16 protein-coding genes are annotated in these 17,429 nt (G+C 63.1%); 10 read left to right on the top strand and 6 right to left on the bottom strand.

Annotated elements, in window-relative coordinates; genetic code table 11:
* The first annotated feature begins 20 nt into the window (after nucleotides 1–20).
* The 3 genes from ACYG9Y_RS03590 to ACYG9Y_RS03580 all read left to right on the top strand — a co-directional run bounded on the left by ACYG9Y_RS03590 (nucleotide 21) and on the right by ACYG9Y_RS03580 (nucleotide 2,683).
* Nucleotides 21–956: a ribose-phosphate pyrophosphokinase gene (locus tag ACYG9Y_RS03590; protein WP_023686119.1), complete on the top strand. Its 936-nt coding sequence runs from the start codon at nucleotides 21–23 to the stop codon at nucleotides 954–956.
* A 93-nt stretch (nucleotides 957–1,049) separates the two neighbouring features.
* Nucleotides 1,050–1,565: a hypothetical protein gene (locus ACYG9Y_RS03585; RefSeq protein ID WP_023737818.1), complete on the top strand. Its 516-nt coding sequence runs from the start codon at nucleotides 1,050–1,052 to the stop codon at nucleotides 1,563–1,565.
* A 146-nt stretch (nucleotides 1,566–1,711) separates the two neighbouring features.
* The gene (locus ACYG9Y_RS03580) at nucleotides 1,712–2,683 is read left to right on the top strand and encodes a Bug family tripartite tricarboxylate transporter substrate binding protein (RefSeq protein ID WP_023670048.1); all 972 of its coding nucleotides are present in this window, start codon (nucleotides 1,712–1,714) and stop codon (nucleotides 2,681–2,683) included.
* A gap of 35 nt (nucleotides 2,684–2,718) precedes the next feature.
* On the opposite strand, the gene ACYG9Y_RS03575 is transcribed toward ACYG9Y_RS03580, so the two are convergent.
* Nucleotides 2,719–3,591 carry an AraC family transcriptional regulator gene (locus ACYG9Y_RS03575; RefSeq protein WP_023737817.1) on the bottom strand — a complete coding sequence of 291 codons (873 nt, stop codon included), beginning with the start codon at nucleotides 3,589–3,591 and terminating at the stop codon, nucleotides 2,719–2,721.
* A 204-nt stretch (nucleotides 3,592–3,795) separates the two neighbouring features.
* Here ACYG9Y_RS03575 and ACYG9Y_RS03570 point away from each other — a divergent pair, with 204 nt between their 5' ends.
* Together ACYG9Y_RS03570 and ACYG9Y_RS03565 are read left to right on the top strand one after the other, a co-directional pair.
* On the top strand, nucleotides 3,796–5,040 hold the full coding sequence (locus ACYG9Y_RS03570) for an MFS transporter (protein ID WP_023737816.1): 1,245 nt from the start codon (nucleotides 3,796–3,798) through the stop codon (nucleotides 5,038–5,040).
* A 141-nt stretch (nucleotides 5,041–5,181) separates the two neighbouring features.
* On the top strand, nucleotides 5,182–6,096 hold the full coding sequence (locus tag ACYG9Y_RS03565) for an alpha/beta fold hydrolase (RefSeq protein WP_023737815.1): 915 nt from the start codon (nucleotides 5,182–5,184) through the stop codon (nucleotides 6,094–6,096).
* Between the two features lie 99 nt (nucleotides 6,097–6,195).
* Here the strand turns inward: ACYG9Y_RS03565 and ACYG9Y_RS03560 are convergent, their stop codons facing one another.
* Nucleotides 6,196–7,038 (bottom strand): alpha/beta fold hydrolase, encoded by an 843-nt coding sequence (locus tag ACYG9Y_RS03560; protein ID WP_156929740.1) that lies wholly within the window; start codon nucleotides 7,036–7,038, stop codon nucleotides 6,196–6,198.
* 150 nt (nucleotides 7,039–7,188) lie between these two features.
* Here ACYG9Y_RS03560 and ACYG9Y_RS03555 point away from each other — a divergent pair, with 150 nt between their 5' ends.
* Nucleotides 7,189–7,620, top strand: coding sequence for a MarR family winged helix-turn-helix transcriptional regulator (locus tag ACYG9Y_RS03555; protein WP_023737813.1), 432 nt, complete (start codon nucleotides 7,189–7,191; stop codon nucleotides 7,618–7,620).
* Nucleotides 7,621–7,642: 22 nt separating this feature from the next.
* Here ACYG9Y_RS03555 and ACYG9Y_RS03550 read toward each other — a convergent pair whose 3' ends face one another.
* The 4 genes from ACYG9Y_RS03550 to ACYG9Y_RS03535 all read right to left on the bottom strand — a co-directional run bounded on the left by ACYG9Y_RS03550 (nucleotide 7,643) and on the right by ACYG9Y_RS03535 (nucleotide 13,068).
* Nucleotides 7,643–8,404, bottom strand: coding sequence for a glutamine amidotransferase (locus tag ACYG9Y_RS03550; protein ID WP_023737812.1), 762 nt, complete (start codon nucleotides 8,402–8,404; stop codon nucleotides 7,643–7,645).
* A 68-nt stretch (nucleotides 8,405–8,472) separates the two neighbouring features.
* On the bottom strand, nucleotides 8,473–9,474 hold the full coding sequence (locus tag ACYG9Y_RS03545; protein ID WP_023737811.1) for a rhamnose ABC transporter substrate-binding protein: 1,002 nt from the start codon (nucleotides 9,472–9,474) through the stop codon (nucleotides 8,473–8,475).
* Between the two features lie 46 nt (nucleotides 9,475–9,520).
* The gene (locus ACYG9Y_RS03540) at nucleotides 9,521–10,510 is read right to left on the bottom strand and encodes an ABC transporter permease (RefSeq protein ID WP_023724955.1); all 990 of its coding nucleotides are present in this window, start codon (nucleotides 10,508–10,510) and stop codon (nucleotides 9,521–9,523) included.
* A 20-nt stretch (nucleotides 10,511–10,530) separates the two neighbouring features.
* Nucleotides 10,531–13,068, bottom strand: coding sequence for an ATP-binding cassette domain-containing protein (locus ACYG9Y_RS03535; protein ID WP_084014260.1), 2,538 nt, complete (start codon nucleotides 13,066–13,068; stop codon nucleotides 10,531–10,533).
* Between the two features lie 242 nt (nucleotides 13,069–13,310).
* Here ACYG9Y_RS03535 and ACYG9Y_RS03530 point away from each other — a divergent pair, with 242 nt between their 5' ends.
* From ACYG9Y_RS03530 to ychF, 4 genes are all read left to right on the top strand, one after another.
* The gene (locus ACYG9Y_RS03530; RefSeq protein ID WP_245260363.1) at nucleotides 13,311–14,543 is read left to right on the top strand and encodes an ROK family transcriptional regulator; all 1,233 of its coding nucleotides are present in this window, start codon (nucleotides 13,311–13,313) and stop codon (nucleotides 14,541–14,543) included.
* A 265-nt stretch (nucleotides 14,544–14,808) separates the two neighbouring features.
* A complete protein-coding gene (locus tag ACYG9Y_RS03525) occupies nucleotides 14,809–15,453 on the top strand; it encodes a 50S ribosomal protein L25/general stress protein Ctc (protein ID WP_023686131.1) in 645 nt (214 codons plus the stop codon).
* 21 nt (nucleotides 15,454–15,474) lie between these two features.
* The gene (gene pth, locus ACYG9Y_RS03520) at nucleotides 15,475–16,215 is read left to right on the top strand and encodes an aminoacyl-tRNA hydrolase (RefSeq protein WP_023737808.1); all 741 of its coding nucleotides are present in this window, start codon (nucleotides 15,475–15,477) and stop codon (nucleotides 16,213–16,215) included.
* Between the two features lie 97 nt (nucleotides 16,216–16,312).
* Complete coding sequence (gene ychF, locus ACYG9Y_RS03515; RefSeq protein ID WP_023695807.1) at nucleotides 16,313–17,416, top strand: redox-regulated ATPase YchF; 1,104 nt, start codon at nucleotides 16,313–16,315, stop codon at nucleotides 17,414–17,416.
* Nucleotides 17,417–17,429: the final 13 nt, after the last annotated feature.

Below are 17,429 nucleotides of genomic sequence, written 5' to 3'. Positions count from 1 at the left end.
TCCTTCGCCAGGAACGGTGCATGAAGCTTTTCGCGGGCAATTCCAACCGGGTGCTGGCCGAAGCGGTCGCCCGCTATCTCAATGTCCCGCTGGGCAAGGCCAGCGTCAGACGCTTCGCCGATCAGGAAATCTTCGTCGAAATCCAGGAAAACGTGCGCGGCGAGGATGTCTTCATCCTGCAGTCGACCTCGTTCCCGACCAACGATCATCTGATGGAACTGCTCATCATGATCGATGCCTTCATGCGCTCCTCGGCCAAGCGCATCACCGCGGTCATCCCATATTTCGGTTACGCCAGGCAGGATCGCCGGGCCTCGGGCCGCACACCGATCTCGGCGAAGCTGGTCGCCAACATGATCACCCGCGCCGGCGTGGACCGCGTCTTGACGCTCGACCTCCATGCCGGCCAGATCCAGGGTTTTTTCGACATTCCGACCGACAATCTGTTCTCGGTGCCGGTGATGGCCCGTGACGTGAAGGCAAAATACAAACAGCTTGCCAATGTCGTCGTCGTCTCGCCCGACATCGGCGGCGTGGTGCGCGCCCGCGCGCTCGCCAAACGCTTCGACGCACAACTGGCCATCGTCGACAAGCGCCGCGAACGTCCCGGTGAATCCGAAGTGATGAACATCATCGGCGCGGTCGCCGGCAAGGATTGCCTGCTGATCGACGACATCGTCGATTCCGGCGGCACGCTGTGCAATGCCGCCGATGCGCTGCTCGCCAACGGCGCTACCAGCGTCACCGCCTATATCACCCACGGCGTGCTGTCGGGCGGTGCGGTCGCCCGGATCAGCGGCTCGAAGCTGCAGGAACTGGTGATCACCGATTCCATCCAGCCGACGCAAGGCGTGCTCGACGCCCCGAATATCCGCGTCATCTCCATCGCCGACCTGATGGGCGAGGCGATTTCGCGCACAGCGACCGAAGAGTCCGTGTCGAGCCTGTTCGATTAATCCATGTTGCCCAAAAGCGTGCCCCCGGGCCTGGCTCGGGGGTAATCTCGTTTTTGGAATCTGCCCCAAACCGTCGTGAAAGGAGCGCAGCTGATGCGCAATCGAATCAAGGCTGCAGGCATCGCAGGAATGCTTCTCGCAATCGGCATCGCCAGCGCGGCCTATGCGCCGACAATCGCTCCGGTTTCGACCGCGCAGGCGCAAACGGAATATCTTCCCACCGAAAAGGATTTCATCGGCAAATGGAGCATCGCAGGGTCCGCAATCCGGCCACCGCGTGATCTGAAAGAGCCGGCGAAGCCCGACCAGGAAGCGGCTGCGACCGAATTTCAGCAGACTGTGACCGCCTTTTATGGCGCCTTCGACTATCTGGAGATCACGGCGGACGGCCGCTACAATTTTCACCAACCGGGTGACCCGGCATCGGGGCCTTGCGTCTGGTGCGGGACATGGTCGTTCAAGAACGATTCCCTGTGGCTCGAACTGGACACGGCGCCCAGGCTCGACATCTACGCCGAGGGCGGCGACATGCAGATGACCTACACGGCCGAGCCTGAAGAGACGTCAGGATACAAATGGCTTGTTTTCAGCTGGACCAAGGCTGATTGAACTGAGGGGTGAGGCGTTCTCGCGCACGCCAACCGAAGCATCGGTGTCAAGCCCGATCTCCTGAGGCGGGCAGTCAGTCCATGGTTGCATTGTGCGAGGAGTTCACCATGGCCATACTGCCCCTCCAATCAACGGAGGAGTAGCAGATGCGGCGTAGGACTTTGCTCGGGCTCGCGGTTTCCATCGCAGCCACCCTTTCAGTACCGGCGGCCTGGGCCGCCGATTTTCCGGACCGGACCATCACCATGGTTGTCCCCTTTTCCGCCGGTGGCTCGACGGATCTGGTCGCGCGCCTAGTCGCCAACAAGATGTCCGAAAAGCTGGGCCAGCAGATTGTCGTCGAAAATGTCGGCGGCGCCGGGGGCAGCATCGGCGCTGCCCAGGTCGCCCGAGCCGAACCGGACGGCTACACAATCCTGATGGGCACGGTCGCAACCCACGCGCTCAACCCGCTGATCCTGAAGACAAAGCCCTACGATGCGGAGAAGGATTTTGCGCCGATATCGTTGCTCGTGCTGGTGCCAAACGTCCTGGTCGTAAACCCTGAATTCCCCGCCAAGGACGTCAAGGAACTGATCGAGATGCTGAAGAAGGACCCGGACAAATATGCCTACGCCTCATCAGGCAATGGCACCCCGCTGCATCTCTCCGGCGAGCTTTTCAAGACGATGGCCGGCGTCAGTATGCAGCACATTCCCTACAAGGGCGCCGGACCGGCCTTGAACGACGTTATCGGCAATCAGGTGCCGATGATGTTCGACAACCTCCCCTCTTCATCGGGCCATATCAAGAGCGGGACGCTGAGAGCGCTTGGCGTCACCACCAAGGAGCGCGTTCCCTCCTTCCCCGACATACCGGCCATTGCCGAAACCATTCCCGGCTATGAAACCTACAGCTGGAACGCTCTGTTCGCGCCCGCAGGCACGCCGCCGGAGGTCGTCGCCGTTCTTCAGAAGGCGGCAGTTGAAGCCCTGAAAGACCCTGATGTGATCGCCCGCATGGCCCAGTTCAGCGCCTCGATCGTGGCCTCCACCCCGGAAGAGCTTGGAGTGCATGTGAAGGCCGAACTCGCCAAATGGGAACCGATCGTCAAGGCCAGCGGCGTTCAGCTGGACTAGGGCCTACGGCAAAGTACTGCGGGCTTTTCCTGGCGCTACGGCGCCGGGGCCTCAAGTCGAGGCTGAGCCCGCCGCATGCCTTCGTCGCGGGCGCCGCGCATATAGCCGCGCGGCGAGGCGCCGAGCATGCGCTTGAACATGGTTATGAATGCCGGCACGCTGTCATAACCGAGGTCGAGCGCCACCCTGGTGATCGGCTCGCCATCGGCGAGCCTGGGCAGGGCCGCAAACAGGCAGGCCTGCTGGCGCCATGTCGACAAGGACAGCCCGGTCTGGCGGTGAAAGGCGCGGGTGAACGAGCGCCGGCTCATGCCTGCGGCATCGGCCCACTCGTCGATCGTGGCGTGCGGCGAAGGTGCCGCGACAAAGCGTCGGCACAATGCCGCCAGCCTCGGATCGGACGGGAACGGCAGCCCGAGCGGCCGTTCCGGCAAGGTCGGGATCTCGTGCAGCAAGAGGTTCATGATCAACCCGCCGCGCCCTTCCAGTTCACCGCCTTGCGGCAGCTTTTCCGATTCCACGATCAGGCTGTGCATCAACTCGGTGACGCCGACGACGCGCAAGCCTTCCGGCAGGCCGGGGATCGCGCCCGGCATGACATAGACCGAGCGCATCGAGACATCGCCCAGCATTTCGACGGAATGCTCGGTGCCGGCCGGTATCCACATTGCGTGGTCGGGCGGCACCATCCAGCGCCCGTACCTGGTCGTCACCAGCACGACACCGACCAGCGCATGCAGCAACTGGCTGCGGCTGTGGCGGTGTTGCGGCACGTGGTAACCATCGGGGTATTCGGTCGGCAAAGCCACCGCCGGCCCGGAAACTTCTTCCAGCCACTGCCAGCGGCTTTCATGCAATCGGCCGAGATCGGCATTGCCGACGCGGAAGATGTCCCTGCCATGTGGCATCGGCTATGGCCCACTTGCGAAACTATTGGACCAAACCACGAAAGAAGTCGCCTCGCAAGCAGCTTATAAGGAACCATCCCCAAGGCGCTCCGTAGGGGCGTCCTTCAAGGCGCTTCAGACGAGCGTCCTTACGGCGGTCCGCGGGAGCGGCCGCCCAAGCCTGCCTGCGGGTAATGCCCCGCCAAAAAGACCTCGGAGCCTGCCTTGACCGATACGACAGCCACCAGCATTGCGCCGCAGCCAAGCGCTAGCCTCCCCTCAGTCCAGGCAACCGCCTTCACCGTCATCCTGGCCGTAAGCTTTTGCCATGGCATCAACGACATCATGCAGTCGCTGCTGCCGGCGATCTATCCGTTGCTGAAAGAGAATTACGGTCTCGATTTCTGGCAGATTGGTCTTTTGACCTTCACCTTCCAGGTCACGGCGTCGCTGCTGCAGCCGATCATCGGCATGATCACCGACAAGCGGCCAATGCCCTATTCCCTGCCCTATGGCATGGCGTCCTCGCTGATCGGCCTGGTCGTGCTGGCCTATGCCGGTCATTATGCGCTGCTTCTGGTCGGCGCCTCGCTGATCGGCATCGGCTCGGCGATCTTCCATCCGGAATCCTCGCGCATTGCCCGCTTTGCCTCGGGCGGCCGCTTTGGCCTGGCGCAATCGCTGTTCCAGGTCGGCGGCAATTTCGGCCAGTCGATGGGACCGCTGCTCGCCGCCTTCATCGTCGTGCCCTTCGGCCAGACCAGCATTTCCTGGTTCGCCATCGGTTCGCTGATCGGCATCATCGTTTTGTCGCGAGTCGGCGGCTGGTACAGCCGGATGCGCGCCGCGCAAGGTAATCGCAAGGCAGCAAGCTTCGTCTCGCCCTTCCCGCGCAAGAAGGTGATGGGAGCGCTGGCGGTGCTGACGCTGCTGGTGCTGACCAAGAACGCTTACATCGCCTCGCTCTCCAGCTACTACACCTTCTATTCCATCCATAAATTCGGCGTTTCGGTGCAGATGAGCCAGGTCATGCTGTTCCTGTTCCTTGGCGCCTCGGCGCTGGGCATCCTGCTCGGCGGCCCGTTCGGCGACCGCTATGGCCAGAAGGCGATGATCTGGTTCTCGATCGTCGGCGTGCTGCCGTTCACGCTCGCTTTGCCCTACGCCAATTTCGAATGGACGATGGTGCTGACGGTGCTGATCGGGCTGATCCTGTCCTCGGCCTTCTCCAACATCGTGGTGTTTGCCCAGGAGTTGGTGCCGGGACGTGTTGGCACGATCGCCGGGATCTTCTTCGGCTTCGCCTTCGGCATGGGCGGCATCGCCGCAGCCGTGCTCGGCGTCGTCGCCGACATGAAAGGCATCGATTTCGTCTTCCAGATCTGCTCGTATCTGCCGCTGCTCGGCCTGCTGACGGTGTTCCTGCCCAACATGAAGGAAGCCAGGAAGGCGCAGGCGGCGGCCAGATAAAACCGGTCGATTTTGCGGATTTGACGCAGGGCGCGGCATTGCTGCGCCCTCTGTGATTCTTTCACCATGCGCTGGTTGAAAAGCCTGCTAGAGATAGTCATCAACGAAGGCTTGGGGCCTTCGACGTCTCTGGGGGATGACATGCGCAAGATCGTATTGGCCGTATTGGGTGTGCTTCTTGTTACCTTGCCGGCGACGGCACGCATCGTTCCTTTTCCGCCGGGTTTCAAGACGCAGTCCGTCGAAACCAACGGCACCAAACTCTATGTGCGCGTTGGCGGCAAGGGTCCCGCCGTCGTGCTGCTGCACGGCTTTGCCGATACCGGAGACATGTGGGGCGCCGCGGCCATCGCCCTCGCAAAGGACCACACCGTCATCGTGCCGGACCTGCGCGGCATGGGTCTGTCGGCCCACCCGGAAGCGGGCTACGCCAAGAAGAACCAGGCCGTCGACATCGCCGGCGTGTTGGATGCCCTGAAGATCGACAAGGCAGATCTCGTCACCCACGACATCGGCAACATGGTCGGCTATGCGCTTGCCGCGCAATATCCCAAGCGCATCACCAAATGGGTCATCATCGATGCGCCGCTGCCCGGCATCGGCGATTGGGAAAAGATCAAGCAAAGCCCCCTGCTTTGGCACTTCAACTTCCGCGGCCCGGATATGGAGCGGCTGGTCGCAGGGCGCGAGCGCATCTATCTCGATCGCTTCTACAACGAACTGTCGGCAGACCCCAAGAAGATCGACGAGGCCACGCGCAAGCACTACGCCAGACTCTATGCCCGCCCGCATGCGATGCATGACGCTTTCGAGCAGTTCAAGGCGTTTGACCAGGACGCGATCGACAACCAGGCGATGCTTGCCGCCGGCGGCAAACTGACCATGCCGGTGCTGGCTGTCGGCGGTGAAAAATCCGCCGGCACCACGCAGGCCGATCTCCTGCGGCTTGTTGCGACCGATGTCACGAGCGGCATCGTGCCCGCTTCCGGACACTGGATCATGGAGGAAAACCCCGACGCGACCGTCAAAGTGATCACTGGTTTTCTCGATAAATAAGGCACCGCCTCGCTGACATTTCGATGAAAGCAAAGGCACCCGCCCGGCGGCGGGTGCCTTGCTTATCCGACTGGACGATGTCTATTCAACTGAACGGTTCTACGCCTTGAAGAAGGCCAGGAGGTCGGCATTGATGACATCGGCATGGGTCGTCGCCATGCCGTGCGGGAAGCCCTTGTAGACCTTGAGCTCGCCCTTTTTGAGCAGCTTGACAGCCAGCAGCGCGGAGTCGGCGATCGGAACGATCTGGTCGTCGTCGCCATGCATCACCAGCACCGGCACGTCGATGGCCTTCAGATCGTCGGTGAAGTCGGTTTCCGAGAACGCCTTGATGCAATCGTAATGCGCCTTGGTGCCGCCCATCATGCCCTGGCGCCACCAATTCTCGACGACAGCCTGCGACACCTGGGCGCCGGGGCGGTTGAAGCCGTAGAACGGGCCGGCCGCAACATCGTGGAAAAACTGGGCGCGGTTGGCTGCCTGGGCGGAGCGGAAACCGTCGAAAACCTCGATCGGCAGGCCGCCGGGATTGGCCGCCGTCTTCAGCATGATCGGCGGCACCGCGCCGAGCAGCGCGGCCTTGGCGACACGGCCGCCGGAGCCGTACTTCGCGACATAGCGGGCCACTTCGCCGCCACCGGTAGAATGGCCGACATGGATGGCGTCCTTGAGGTCGAGATGCGCCGCAAGTTCCGCGACATCGGCGGCATAAGTATCCATCTCGTTGCCGGTATCGGTCTGGGTCGAGCGGCCATGGCCGCGCCGGTCATGGGCAATGACGCGGTACCCCTTGGACAGGAAGAACAGCATCTGGGCGTCCCAGTCGTCGCTGCTCAGCGGCCAGCCGTGATGGAAGACGATGGGTTGTCCCGTTCCCCAATCCTTGTAGAAAATTTCGGTGCCGTCCTTGGTGGTGATCGTGCTGCTGCCGGGCTTGGTCATCTCGCTCTCCATTGATTGCTTCCGCGATAATCAATATCGCGATAACCATATGACTAGCGCAGGTCCAAATCCTTGTCTACAGAAAATATGTACCGCGATATCATTTTTCGTGGTACATATTGGTGTGCTCAGTCGGCAAAGGAATGCCTCGTGCCTCTCCCGTTGGACAACCAGCTCTGTTTCACGCTTTACGCCACCAGCATGGCAATCAACCGCACCTACAAGCCCATGCTGGACGAGATGGGCATCACCTATCCGCAATACCTCGTGCTGAACGCACTTGCCGAAGCCGGCGGGATGTCGGTCGGCTCGATTGCGCACAGGCTCGCTTTGGAATCGAGCACCATCACGCCGCTGGTGAAGCGCATGGAACAGGCCGGTCTCGTCACCCGCCAGCGCAGCCAGACGGACGAGCGCCAAGTGCAGGTCGACCTGACGCCTGCCGGCCGCTCGCTGCTCGTCCAGTGCAACTGCCTCAACGAAACCCTGATCGAACGCTCGGGCATGACGATGGCTGATCTCGATGCCTTGAATCGGCGGATCCAGGCGCTGCGCGAAGCGTTGAGCAGCAAGCCGGACTAGCTGCCCTACAAACACGCCAGGCTTAATCCTTGCCGGCCAGCCAGCGCACGACGTTGCCCATCAGCTTGCCGTAGAGCGGCCATCCCAAAAAGTCCTGCGACAGCCAGTGCGGGCCGATGTCGGTCGCCCACGCGACGGTGCGGCCACGGCCATGCTCACGAACCGCAAGCAGCGGCCAGTCCGTGCCACGATAATGGCAGGTCGCCAGAAGCTGGGACGAGCCGTCGCGCCTGAAATCGAGTTTGTTCATGCCGAGGATCGGTGGCACCGGACCCGCGACACCGGCAAGGATCGGATGCGACGCCTGAAGGATCGACGGCTGCAGGCCTTGCGGCACTTCCAGCCCGTCCGAGAATGGCAGGCAGCGCACGGGCAGCACGTCCTCGACCGGGGTGTCGTGGAAACGCGCCGTGCCGAACATGCCTTGGAACCCCATATAGCCGCCGGCCAGCATCAGCCCGCCGCCGCCTTCGACATAGGCCTTGAGGACGTCGAGGCGGTTGACGCCGATGCGCCCGGCGCGGGCCTCCGGCGTGACCAGCAAGGTCAGCGCGCCGATATCGGAGATCACCACCGCCTGGTATTCGGCCAGCGCGTCGAGGTCATACGGAAATTCGGCCGCGCAGCGATCGCCACCGATCTGCGTCACCGCTATGCCCTCTGCGGCAAGTGCGGCATTGAAGGCCGTCGCGCCATTCACCCATGTCGCACTTGTCAGAACGTCGCCGCCGACAGCGACCGACGTCGTCGCCGCGAAGGTCTCGCCTGCCAGCAAGAGTTTCATCGTCGCCCTCACGCTTTTCGACTGAGCGGGCGCCGGCTTGAACCGGCGCCCGCCGGTCCTTGGGAGGCTTAGAACTTGAACTCGGCCAGGTTTTCCGGCGTCACGATCTTGGCCGGGCCGAGGATCAGTTCGCCGCTGGCCCCAATAGTGTACTCGCCGAGCCTCCCTGCCGTGAACTTCTCACCTTCCTTGCCGGTGATCTTGCACTGCGCCAGCGCCTGGGCCGCCTGATAGGTCAGGTAGCCGAGATCGGTGACATTCCACCAGATATCCTGGGCAGCGCCATCCTTGATGTATTTCGAAATCAAAGTGGCCGGCGCAAGGCCGGTCAGCTTGACCTTGCCGATCATGCCGGCTTCCTCGAGTGCGCGCGCGGCCGCCGGAAGGCCAATGCCTGCCGGCACGATGATCACCTTGAGATCCGGAAACGCCTGCACCAGCGCCAAGGCCTGCTGCTGGTTGACCTGCTCGCTCTCCTCGCCATAGGCGACCTGCATCAGTTTCATCTTGGCGTATTTCGGCTCTGCCGCCATCTTCGCCTTCATGAAGTCGATCCAGGCGTTCTGGTTGGTCGCCGTCGGCGTCGACGACAGGATGGCGAACTCGCCTTCGCCGCCGCTGAGGTTGAATGCGCTTTCCAGCATCATTTCGGCCAGACTGTCGCCCTTCACCTGGTTCACGAACACCGCGCGCGCATCGGCCGCGACGTCGGAATCGTACGAGATCACCCGGACGCCTTGCTGAACGGCGCGCTTCAGCGCAGGCGCAACCGCATTGGCGTCGTTGCCGGCGATAGCGATGACCCCGACCTTCTGCGACACCAGGCTGTTGATGAATTCGATCTGTGCCTCGGCCGTCGCCTGCGACGGGGCGACCTGGGTGGCGGTGCCGCCAATTTCCTTCGCCGCCTCTTCGGCGCCGCCGAAAGCCACCTTGAAGTAGGGATCGGTGTCGAGCTTGGGCAGGAAGCCGACCGTTACAGGTTCCTTGGCGCATTCCTGGCTGTATGCCAGCGAGGCCGGCGCAAGCAGAACCGCGGATGCGAGCAGGGCTATTCTAAACGCTTTCATTGTGTCTCCTCCGTCAGAATTCGGGCTTGAAGAAAGGGGCCCGAGATCACCCCTTGGTTTCGCGCAGGACGCGCGATCTTGACAGCCGCTCCTCCAGGGAGCGCCAGTAGTTGGAGACCAGCAGCGAGCCGATCAGGAGCAGGCCGATGATCATGCCTTGGGCGTCGCCGCCGATCTGGTTGAGCGCCAGCACGTTGCGGATGATGGCAATCAAGAGCAGCGCCAGCATGACGCCGGTGAGCCGCCCCTTGCCGCCAAAGACACTGACGCCGCCGAGCAGCACGATGGTGATGACGTCGAGCTCCATGCCGAGCGCATTGTTGGCGCGGGCATTGGAAAGGCGCGCGGTGTAGACGATGCCGGCGATGGCCGCGACGACACCGGAGACGACGAATAGCCTCAGCACCATCTTGCGCGTGTCGATGCCGGAATAGCGCGCCACTTCCGGACTGCCGCCGAGCGCGTAGATGCGCTTGCCGGTCGGCGTCTTCTGCAGCACCACCGCGAAGATCGGCGCCAGCAGCAGGAACGGCACGATGGTCCACGGGATTTGTGTGCCCGGCAGATTGCTGATGCCGAAATCGACAACCGCCGGCGGCAATATGTTGACCGAACCGGTGCCGAGCAGGATGTAGCCAATGCCCCGATACAGCGCCATGGTGCCGAGCGTCACCACCAGCGACTGCAACCCGAGGCCCGACACCAGATAGCCGTTGAAGGCGCCGAGCAGGCCGCCGAAGACGAGCGTCAGCGGAATGGCGGCCAGCGTCGGCACGCCAGCCTGGACAAGCAGGCCAAAAATCACGGATGTCAACGCCAGCACCGAGGCGATCGACAGGTCGATCTCGCGGGTGATGATGAGCAGCGTCATCGGCAGGATCAGCAACGCCTTTTCCGAGGCGCTCGCCGCCAGCTGAGAAAGGTTAAAGCCGGAAACGAAATTCGGCACGAAGACCGCCGCATAGATGAAGACGGCGAGGCAGGCGGTCGCCAGCAGCAGATCCCAGAAGTCGATCGAGCGGATAAACTTTCTCATCTCGCCCTCGCCTGTCTTGCCTATTCGGCACGCCGCACGATGAAGGTGTCGATGCCGATGGCAACCAGGATCACCAGGCCATAGACGCCCTGCAGCCAGAGCGGGTCGACACGCACCAGCGTCAGCCCATTCTTGATGACCAAGAGAGTGAGCGCGCCAAGGATGATGCCGAGCAGCGTGCCCGAGCCGCCGCGGATGGCGACGCCGCCGACCACTGCAGAGGCGATCACCGTGAGTTCGAAGCCGAGCGCGACGCGGGCATCGATGGTGGCATAGCGCGATGCCCACAGCGCCCCGCACAGACCGCCGAGCAGGCCGGCCATGCCGAAGGCCAGCAGAATGCGCCGGTCGACCGGAATGCCGATCAGCCGTGCGCCGTCGGGATTGGAGCCGGTGGCAAACAGCTCGCGCCCGGTTGCGGTGCGATAGAGCAGCACATAGCCGGCGCACAGGATGACAACAGCGATGATGACGATCAGCGGCACGCCTGCGATCTTCAGCCCGGTCATGTCGAGCCAGGCTTGCGTGACTTCGTCGGCGCTGACCTGGTCGCCCGCCGCCCAGATCGAGTTGAAACCGCGGAAGATCGACATCGAAGCCAGCGTAACGACGATGGCCGGGATCTTTCCCCTGGTAACGACAAGGCCGTTGAGCAGTCCGGCAAAGCCGCCGACCGCGCAGGCGGTGATCAGGCCGATGCCGATGTCCAATCCGGGATAGGCCTGAACCATGCTGGCCGCCATATAGGCGGAGAGGCCGATCACAGCTGCGATCGACAGGTCGATGTTGCGGGTGATCAGCACCAGCATCTGCGCCAGTGCGGCGACAATCAGCAAGGCCGCGTCCATCGACACAGCGGTGAGGTTCGCCGCGCTCACCATGCGCGGGTTGATGATGGTAACCGGGATGGCGACGGCGAGCATCGCGGCGAGCAGCCCGAACTCCCGCCGCTTCAGAAAATCGAACGGTCCTTTTGCCTTTTCCTCCCGGGCGGCGCGTTCTATCTGCGCTGCCTGGCCGGCGCGTTCATCGGTCCTGGTCGCCGCTTCCAGTACTTTTTCCTGCGTGGCTTGCCCGCGCGAAAACTCGGCAGTCTGGCGGCCTTCGCGCAGCACGACAATGCGGTCGCACATGCCGATCAGCTCGGGCATCTCTGACGAGATCAAAAGGATCGCCATGCCTTGCGCGGCAAGGTCCGCGATCATTGCATGCACTTCCGCCTTGGTGCCGACATCGATGCCTTGCGTCGGCTCGTCGAGGATGAGCACGCGCGGCTCGGTGCGCAGCCACTTGGCCAGCACCACCTTCTGCTGGTTCCCACCCGACAATTCCTTGACCGGCTGTCCGTAACCGGAAAAGCGCAGCTTCATGCGCTTTAGCCAGTCCGCCACCAGACCGATGGCGCGGTCGGTGCCGTAGAGACCGCGAGGCGCGGCCTTGTCGAGGACCGGCAGCACCGCATTGTCGAGGATGGAGAAATCCATCACCAGGCTCTGGCCCATGCGGTCTTCCGAGACATAGGCAATGCGCGCGTCCATGGCGTCGCGCGCAGAGGCGAAATGCACGGGCTTGCCGTCGATCAGGATTTCGCCGGTGTCGGGCCGGTCGATGCCAAACAGGACGCGTGCAATCTCGGTCCGCCCGCTGCCGACCAGGCCGCCAAGCCCCAGCACCTCGCCGGCGTGAAGCTTGAGGTCGATACCGGCAAACCCGCCGGCGCGCGAAAGTCCCTTCGCCTCCAGCACCAGCGCGCCTGAGGCATGGCGCCGTTCGGGATAGAGGTCGGTGACTTCACGCCCGACCATCATGCTGATGGCGGCAGCGCGGCCAAGCTCGGCCTTCGGCTTGACGCCGATCAGGCGCCCGTCACGCAGCACGGCGATGCGGTCGGCGATGCGGAAGATTTCATCCATGCGGTGGCCGACGAACATCATCGCCACGCCGTGCAGCCTGAGATCGGCAACGACGGAAAACAGCCGCTCGACCTCGCGTTGCGACAATGCGGCCGTGGGCTCGTCCATGATCAGCACGCGCGCATCCAGCGATAGCGCGCGGGCAATCTCGACCAGTTGCTGTTCTGAGGTGCGCAGTGTTCCCAGCCGCGTTACCGCCGGCACGTCGAGGCCGACGGTCGCCAGCACCTTGCGCGCGCCGGCCAGCATGGCGGCATTGTCGATGCCGCCGAAGCGGTCGCGCGGCATGTGGCCGAGATAGATGTTTTCCGCCACCGAAAGATCGGGAAACAGGCCAGGATGCTGGTGCATGACCGCAATGCCGGCCGCCTGCGCGTCGTGCGGCGAATGGAAAGCTGCTGGCTTGCCGTCGACCTCGACGTGACCGCTGGTGGGGGAATGCACGCCGGCCAGAAGCTTCACGCAGGTGCTCTTGCCGGCGCCGTTTTCGCCAAGCAGCGCCAGCACCTCGCCGGAGCGCAATTCGAAGGAGGCGTCCTTGAGCGCAATCGTGCCGCCGAAAGCCTTCGTCGCCTGAACCAGGGCAATGGGAACAGCCCGCACCACCGCAGCGTCGGCTTCGCTTTGTGTGCCCGAGTGCAGCACGTCTCCTCCCTGCCTAGTTATTTTTTCAATTTGCTATATTAAATAGCGCAAAGGCGCAACGGCAAAATTGACTTCCATGGTTCCGACGCGCACTGTCGCCGCCAGCATAGGCACCGCAGGGTGCGCTCGGCCGCAGGTGGTTTGCGGGCTTCGCGCCGGGAACGGGACATTTGGGGAGTGTTCGGGTTTTGTCAGGGAAAGGCAGCAATTCTGTCAAAGTTCGGCACTATAATGAGCGTTTCGTGCTCGACGCCATCCGTCGCCTCAAGGAAGCCTCCAAGTCCGATCTGGCGCGCGCGGCAAGCCTGACGCCGGCGGCCGTCGCTGCCATCGTCGACGGCTTGGAATCTTCCGGATTCGTAAAGCAAGTGGGAAAAAGGTTCGGGCAGCGCGGTTCGCCCTCCACGCTGTACCGGCTGACGCCGGAGCGCATCTACAGCGTCGGCATCAAGATCGGCCGGCGTGCGCTGGAAGCCGTTCTGGTCGACTTCGCCGGTGAAATCCGCGCAAGAGAGTCGCACGAATACCGCTTCCCCGATCCTGATCTGGTGCTGAAGGCCGGCAACATGGCGCTGGCCACGTTCGAGAAACTCGTCGACGGACTTGGCGATGCAAGCATCGTCGGCGTCGGCATTGCCTCCCCCTATTTCCTCGGCGGCTGGAGCGAGGAACTCGGCTTTCCCGACGATCTCGGCAGCCGCTGGGAAGCGATCGACCTGACGACATGCTTTGCCACGCCGGCAAAGACGCCGGTGTTCGTGGAAAACGACGCCACGTCGGCGGCGCTGGCCGAACTTGTCCAGGGCGCCGGCGCCCGCTTCCGCGATTTCATGCACATCTCGATCGACACCTTCGTCGGCGGCGGCCTGGTGCAAGGCGGCAGGGTCCATACCGGCCCGCATGGCAACACCGCAGCACTCGGGCCCTTGCCGGTCTCGCCCTCGAGCCTCGATTCGGTCGCGGCCAAACCGGCGCGCTACCAGAGCCTGCTGCATCGCGCCTCGATCTATGTGCTGGTCAATCACCTGAGGTCGCGCGGCGTGGTGATCAACCGCGTGCGAGAGCTCGATCCGTTGCCGCCCGAGGCGCGCGCGCCCTTGTTCGAATGGATCGACGATTGCGCGAGCGCGCTGGTCGAGGCGATCATCGCCATCACCTCCATCATCGATATCGAGGCCATCGTTCTCGACTCGATCCTGCCCAGGCCGATCCATCTCGAACTGCTGGCAAGGGTGCAGGCCCAGTTCAACCAGGCCAGCGCCATCGGCATCGTGGCGCCGGAGATCGTGCCGGGGCAATTCGGCCCCGAAGCGTCCTCGATCGGCGCCGCCATGCTGCCGTTCTCGGCGCTGCTGGCGCCCGACAGCGGCGTGCTCATGATCGGCAAGGACCGGACGAAACTGCTGAGCGCTCTGTCCACGCTCGGTGGCGCCAAGGGAAACGGATCAAATCCGCCCACCGACCTGCCGGCCTGAGCGCAATGCGGCGCGCCCAACGCAGGCATCGGCCGCCCTTGCCCGCCATGGCTTGCACGCCTGCCCGCCTTCCGCTATAGAGCCGCCACCCGCGTAGACACCCTTGGAGGCAACGCGGCGGAAGGCTGCCTTCCCTTGTGATCCCGAACAAAGCTCCGCGTATGCGGTTTCTGGCATTCGGACATCCAGGCCTGGCGGCTTTCGACGTTTACGGTCCAGGCACACTGCCACCGCAAACGCTCCATAAAACGCGAAAGGAAATGCCATGAGCCACGATACTTACGAGCTCAAGGCCGAAGCGCGCGAACAGGTCGGTAAGGGGTCCGCCCGTGCAGTTCGCCGCAACGGTAAAGTGCCTGCAGTTATCTACGGCGACAGACAGCCTCCCCTGGCGATTGCGCTGAACTACAAGGACGTCTTCTACAAAATCCATGGCGGCGGGTTTTTGACCACGATCGCCACGATCGATGTCGACGGCAAGAAAATCCAGGTTCTGCCCAAGGATTTCCAGCTCGACCCGGTCAAGGATTTCCCGGTCCATGTCGACTTCCTGCGCATCGGCAAGGACACCGAGGTCAACGTCGACGTGCCTGTCCACTTCATCAATGAAGACAAGTCGCCCGGCATCAAACGCGGCGGCGTGCTCAACATCGTGCGTCACGAAGTCGAGTTCCACTGCCCGGCCAATGCGATCCCGGAATTCATCACCGTCGATCTCACCGGCGCCGACATTGGCGATTCGATCCACATCTCGGCGGTTACCTTGCCGGCCGGCGTCAAGCCGGTGATCTCCGATCGCGACTTCACCATCGCGACCATTGCCGGTTCCTCGGCGATGAAGCCGGAGACGGAAGAGACGGCGGAAGCGGCAGCCCCCGAAGCGGCGGCCCCTGCTGCCGAAGAGAAGTAATTTTCGGGCCCGGAGTTCACGATGCTTGTCTTTGCAGGCCTCGGCAATCCGGGCGCGAAATACGCTGATAACCGGCACAATGTCGGCTTCATGGCGGCGGACGCAATTGCCCGCCGCCATTCGTTTTCGCCCTGGTCGAAGAAGTTCCAGGGCCTGATCGCCGAAGGCACGATTGCCGGCGAGAAGATTCTGCTGATCAAGCCGCAGACCTTCATGAACCTGTCGGGACAGGCGGTCGGCGAAGCCTTGCGCTTCTACAAGCTCGGCCCCGAGGCGCTGACCGTCTTCTATGACGAGATCGACCTGCCCGCCGGCAAATTGCGGGTCAAGGTCGGTGGCGGCGCCGGCGGCCACAACGGCATCCGCTCGCTCGACCAGCATGTCGGCAAGAATTTTCGCCGCGTGCGCATCGGCGTCGGCCATCCCGGCGTCCGGGAAATGGTGCATGGCCATGTGCTCGGCGACTTCGCCAAGGCCGATCGCGAGTGGCTGGATGTGCTGCTCGACACCATCGCCGACGATGCCGGGCTGCTGGCCAAGGGCGACGACAGTTCCTTCATGAACCGCATTACTCTGGCCCTGCGTGACAAGCTGGTGCCGACCAGCGACGACGACCGGCCGCCGCCCAAGGCGCCGAAGGCTGAAGGTCCAAAGGCTCAAAGCCACATCCGCCAGGCCCGACCGCAGCAGGCGCCAGCCAAGCTGCCGGAAAGCGGCCCGATGGCGGCGATGTTGAAGAAGCTGTTCGGCAAGAAGGACTGAGCTTCGATAGGATCGGGACCGCAGGGCTTGACGTTCCTTACCCCTATCGCCCATAGCCCTCATCAAATTTCTAGTTTCCCGATAGGACCGGACGAACATGGGTTTCAAATGCGGTATCGTTGGCTTGCCCAACGTCGGCAAGTCGACGCTTTTCAACGCGTTGACCAGGACGGCGGCGGCGCAGGCCGCCAACTATCCGTTCTGCACCATCGAACCGAACACCGGCGAGGTGGCAGTGCCTGACCCGCGGCTGCAGAAGATCGCCGCGATCGCCAAGTCGAAAGAGATCATCCCGACCCGCATCTCCTTCGTCGACATTGCCGGCCTGGTGCGCGGCGCCTCCAAGGGCGAAGGGCTGGGCAACCAGTTCCTCGCCAACATCCGCGAGGTCGACGCCATCGTCCACGTGCTGCGCTGCTTCGAGGATGACGACATCACCCATGTCGAGGGCAAGATCGACCCTGTCGCCGACGCCGATACAGTCGAGACCGAGTTGATGCTTGCCGACCTCGACAGCCTCGAGCGCCGCATCGTGCAGTTCCGCAAGCGCGCCGGCAGCAAGGACAAGGAAGCAACCACCGTGCTGCCGATGATGGAGGCCGCACTCGAGCTCCTCCAGGCCGGCAAGCCGACCCGCATCCTGCTCAAGGGCATTTCAGCCGAGGATTTGCGCATCCTGCAGGGGCTGAACCTGTTGACCTCGCACCCCGTGCTCTATGTCTGCAACGTCGCCGAAGCCGACGCCGCCACCGGCAACGAGCACACCAAGGCCGTGGAAAAGATGGCGACAGCGCAGGGCGCCGGCACCGTCGTAATCTCGGCCGCGATCGAGGCCGAAGTCGCCCAGCTCTCGGACGAAGAAGAGATGGAGTTCCTGTCGTCGCTCGGTCTCGACGAACCCGGCCTCAACAAGGTCATCCGCGCCGGCTATGATCTGTTGCATCTCATCACCTATTTCACCGCCGGGCCGAAAGAGACGCGCGCCTGGACCATCCACAAGGGCGACAAGGCCCCGCAGGCCGCCGGCGTCATCCACACCGACTTCGAGCGCGGCTTCATCCGCGCCCAGACCATCGCCTATAACGACTACGTCACGCTGGGCGGCGAAGTGGCGGCCAAGGAGGCCGGCAAGGCGCGCGACGAAGGTAAGGAATATGTCGTCCAGGACGGCGACGTGCTGCTGTTCAAGTTCAACACCTGAGACGCCGAGGCAT

Source organism: Mesorhizobium sp. W050, assembly GCF_054719535.1.
This window is presented reverse-complemented; position numbering and strand designations above follow the sequence as displayed.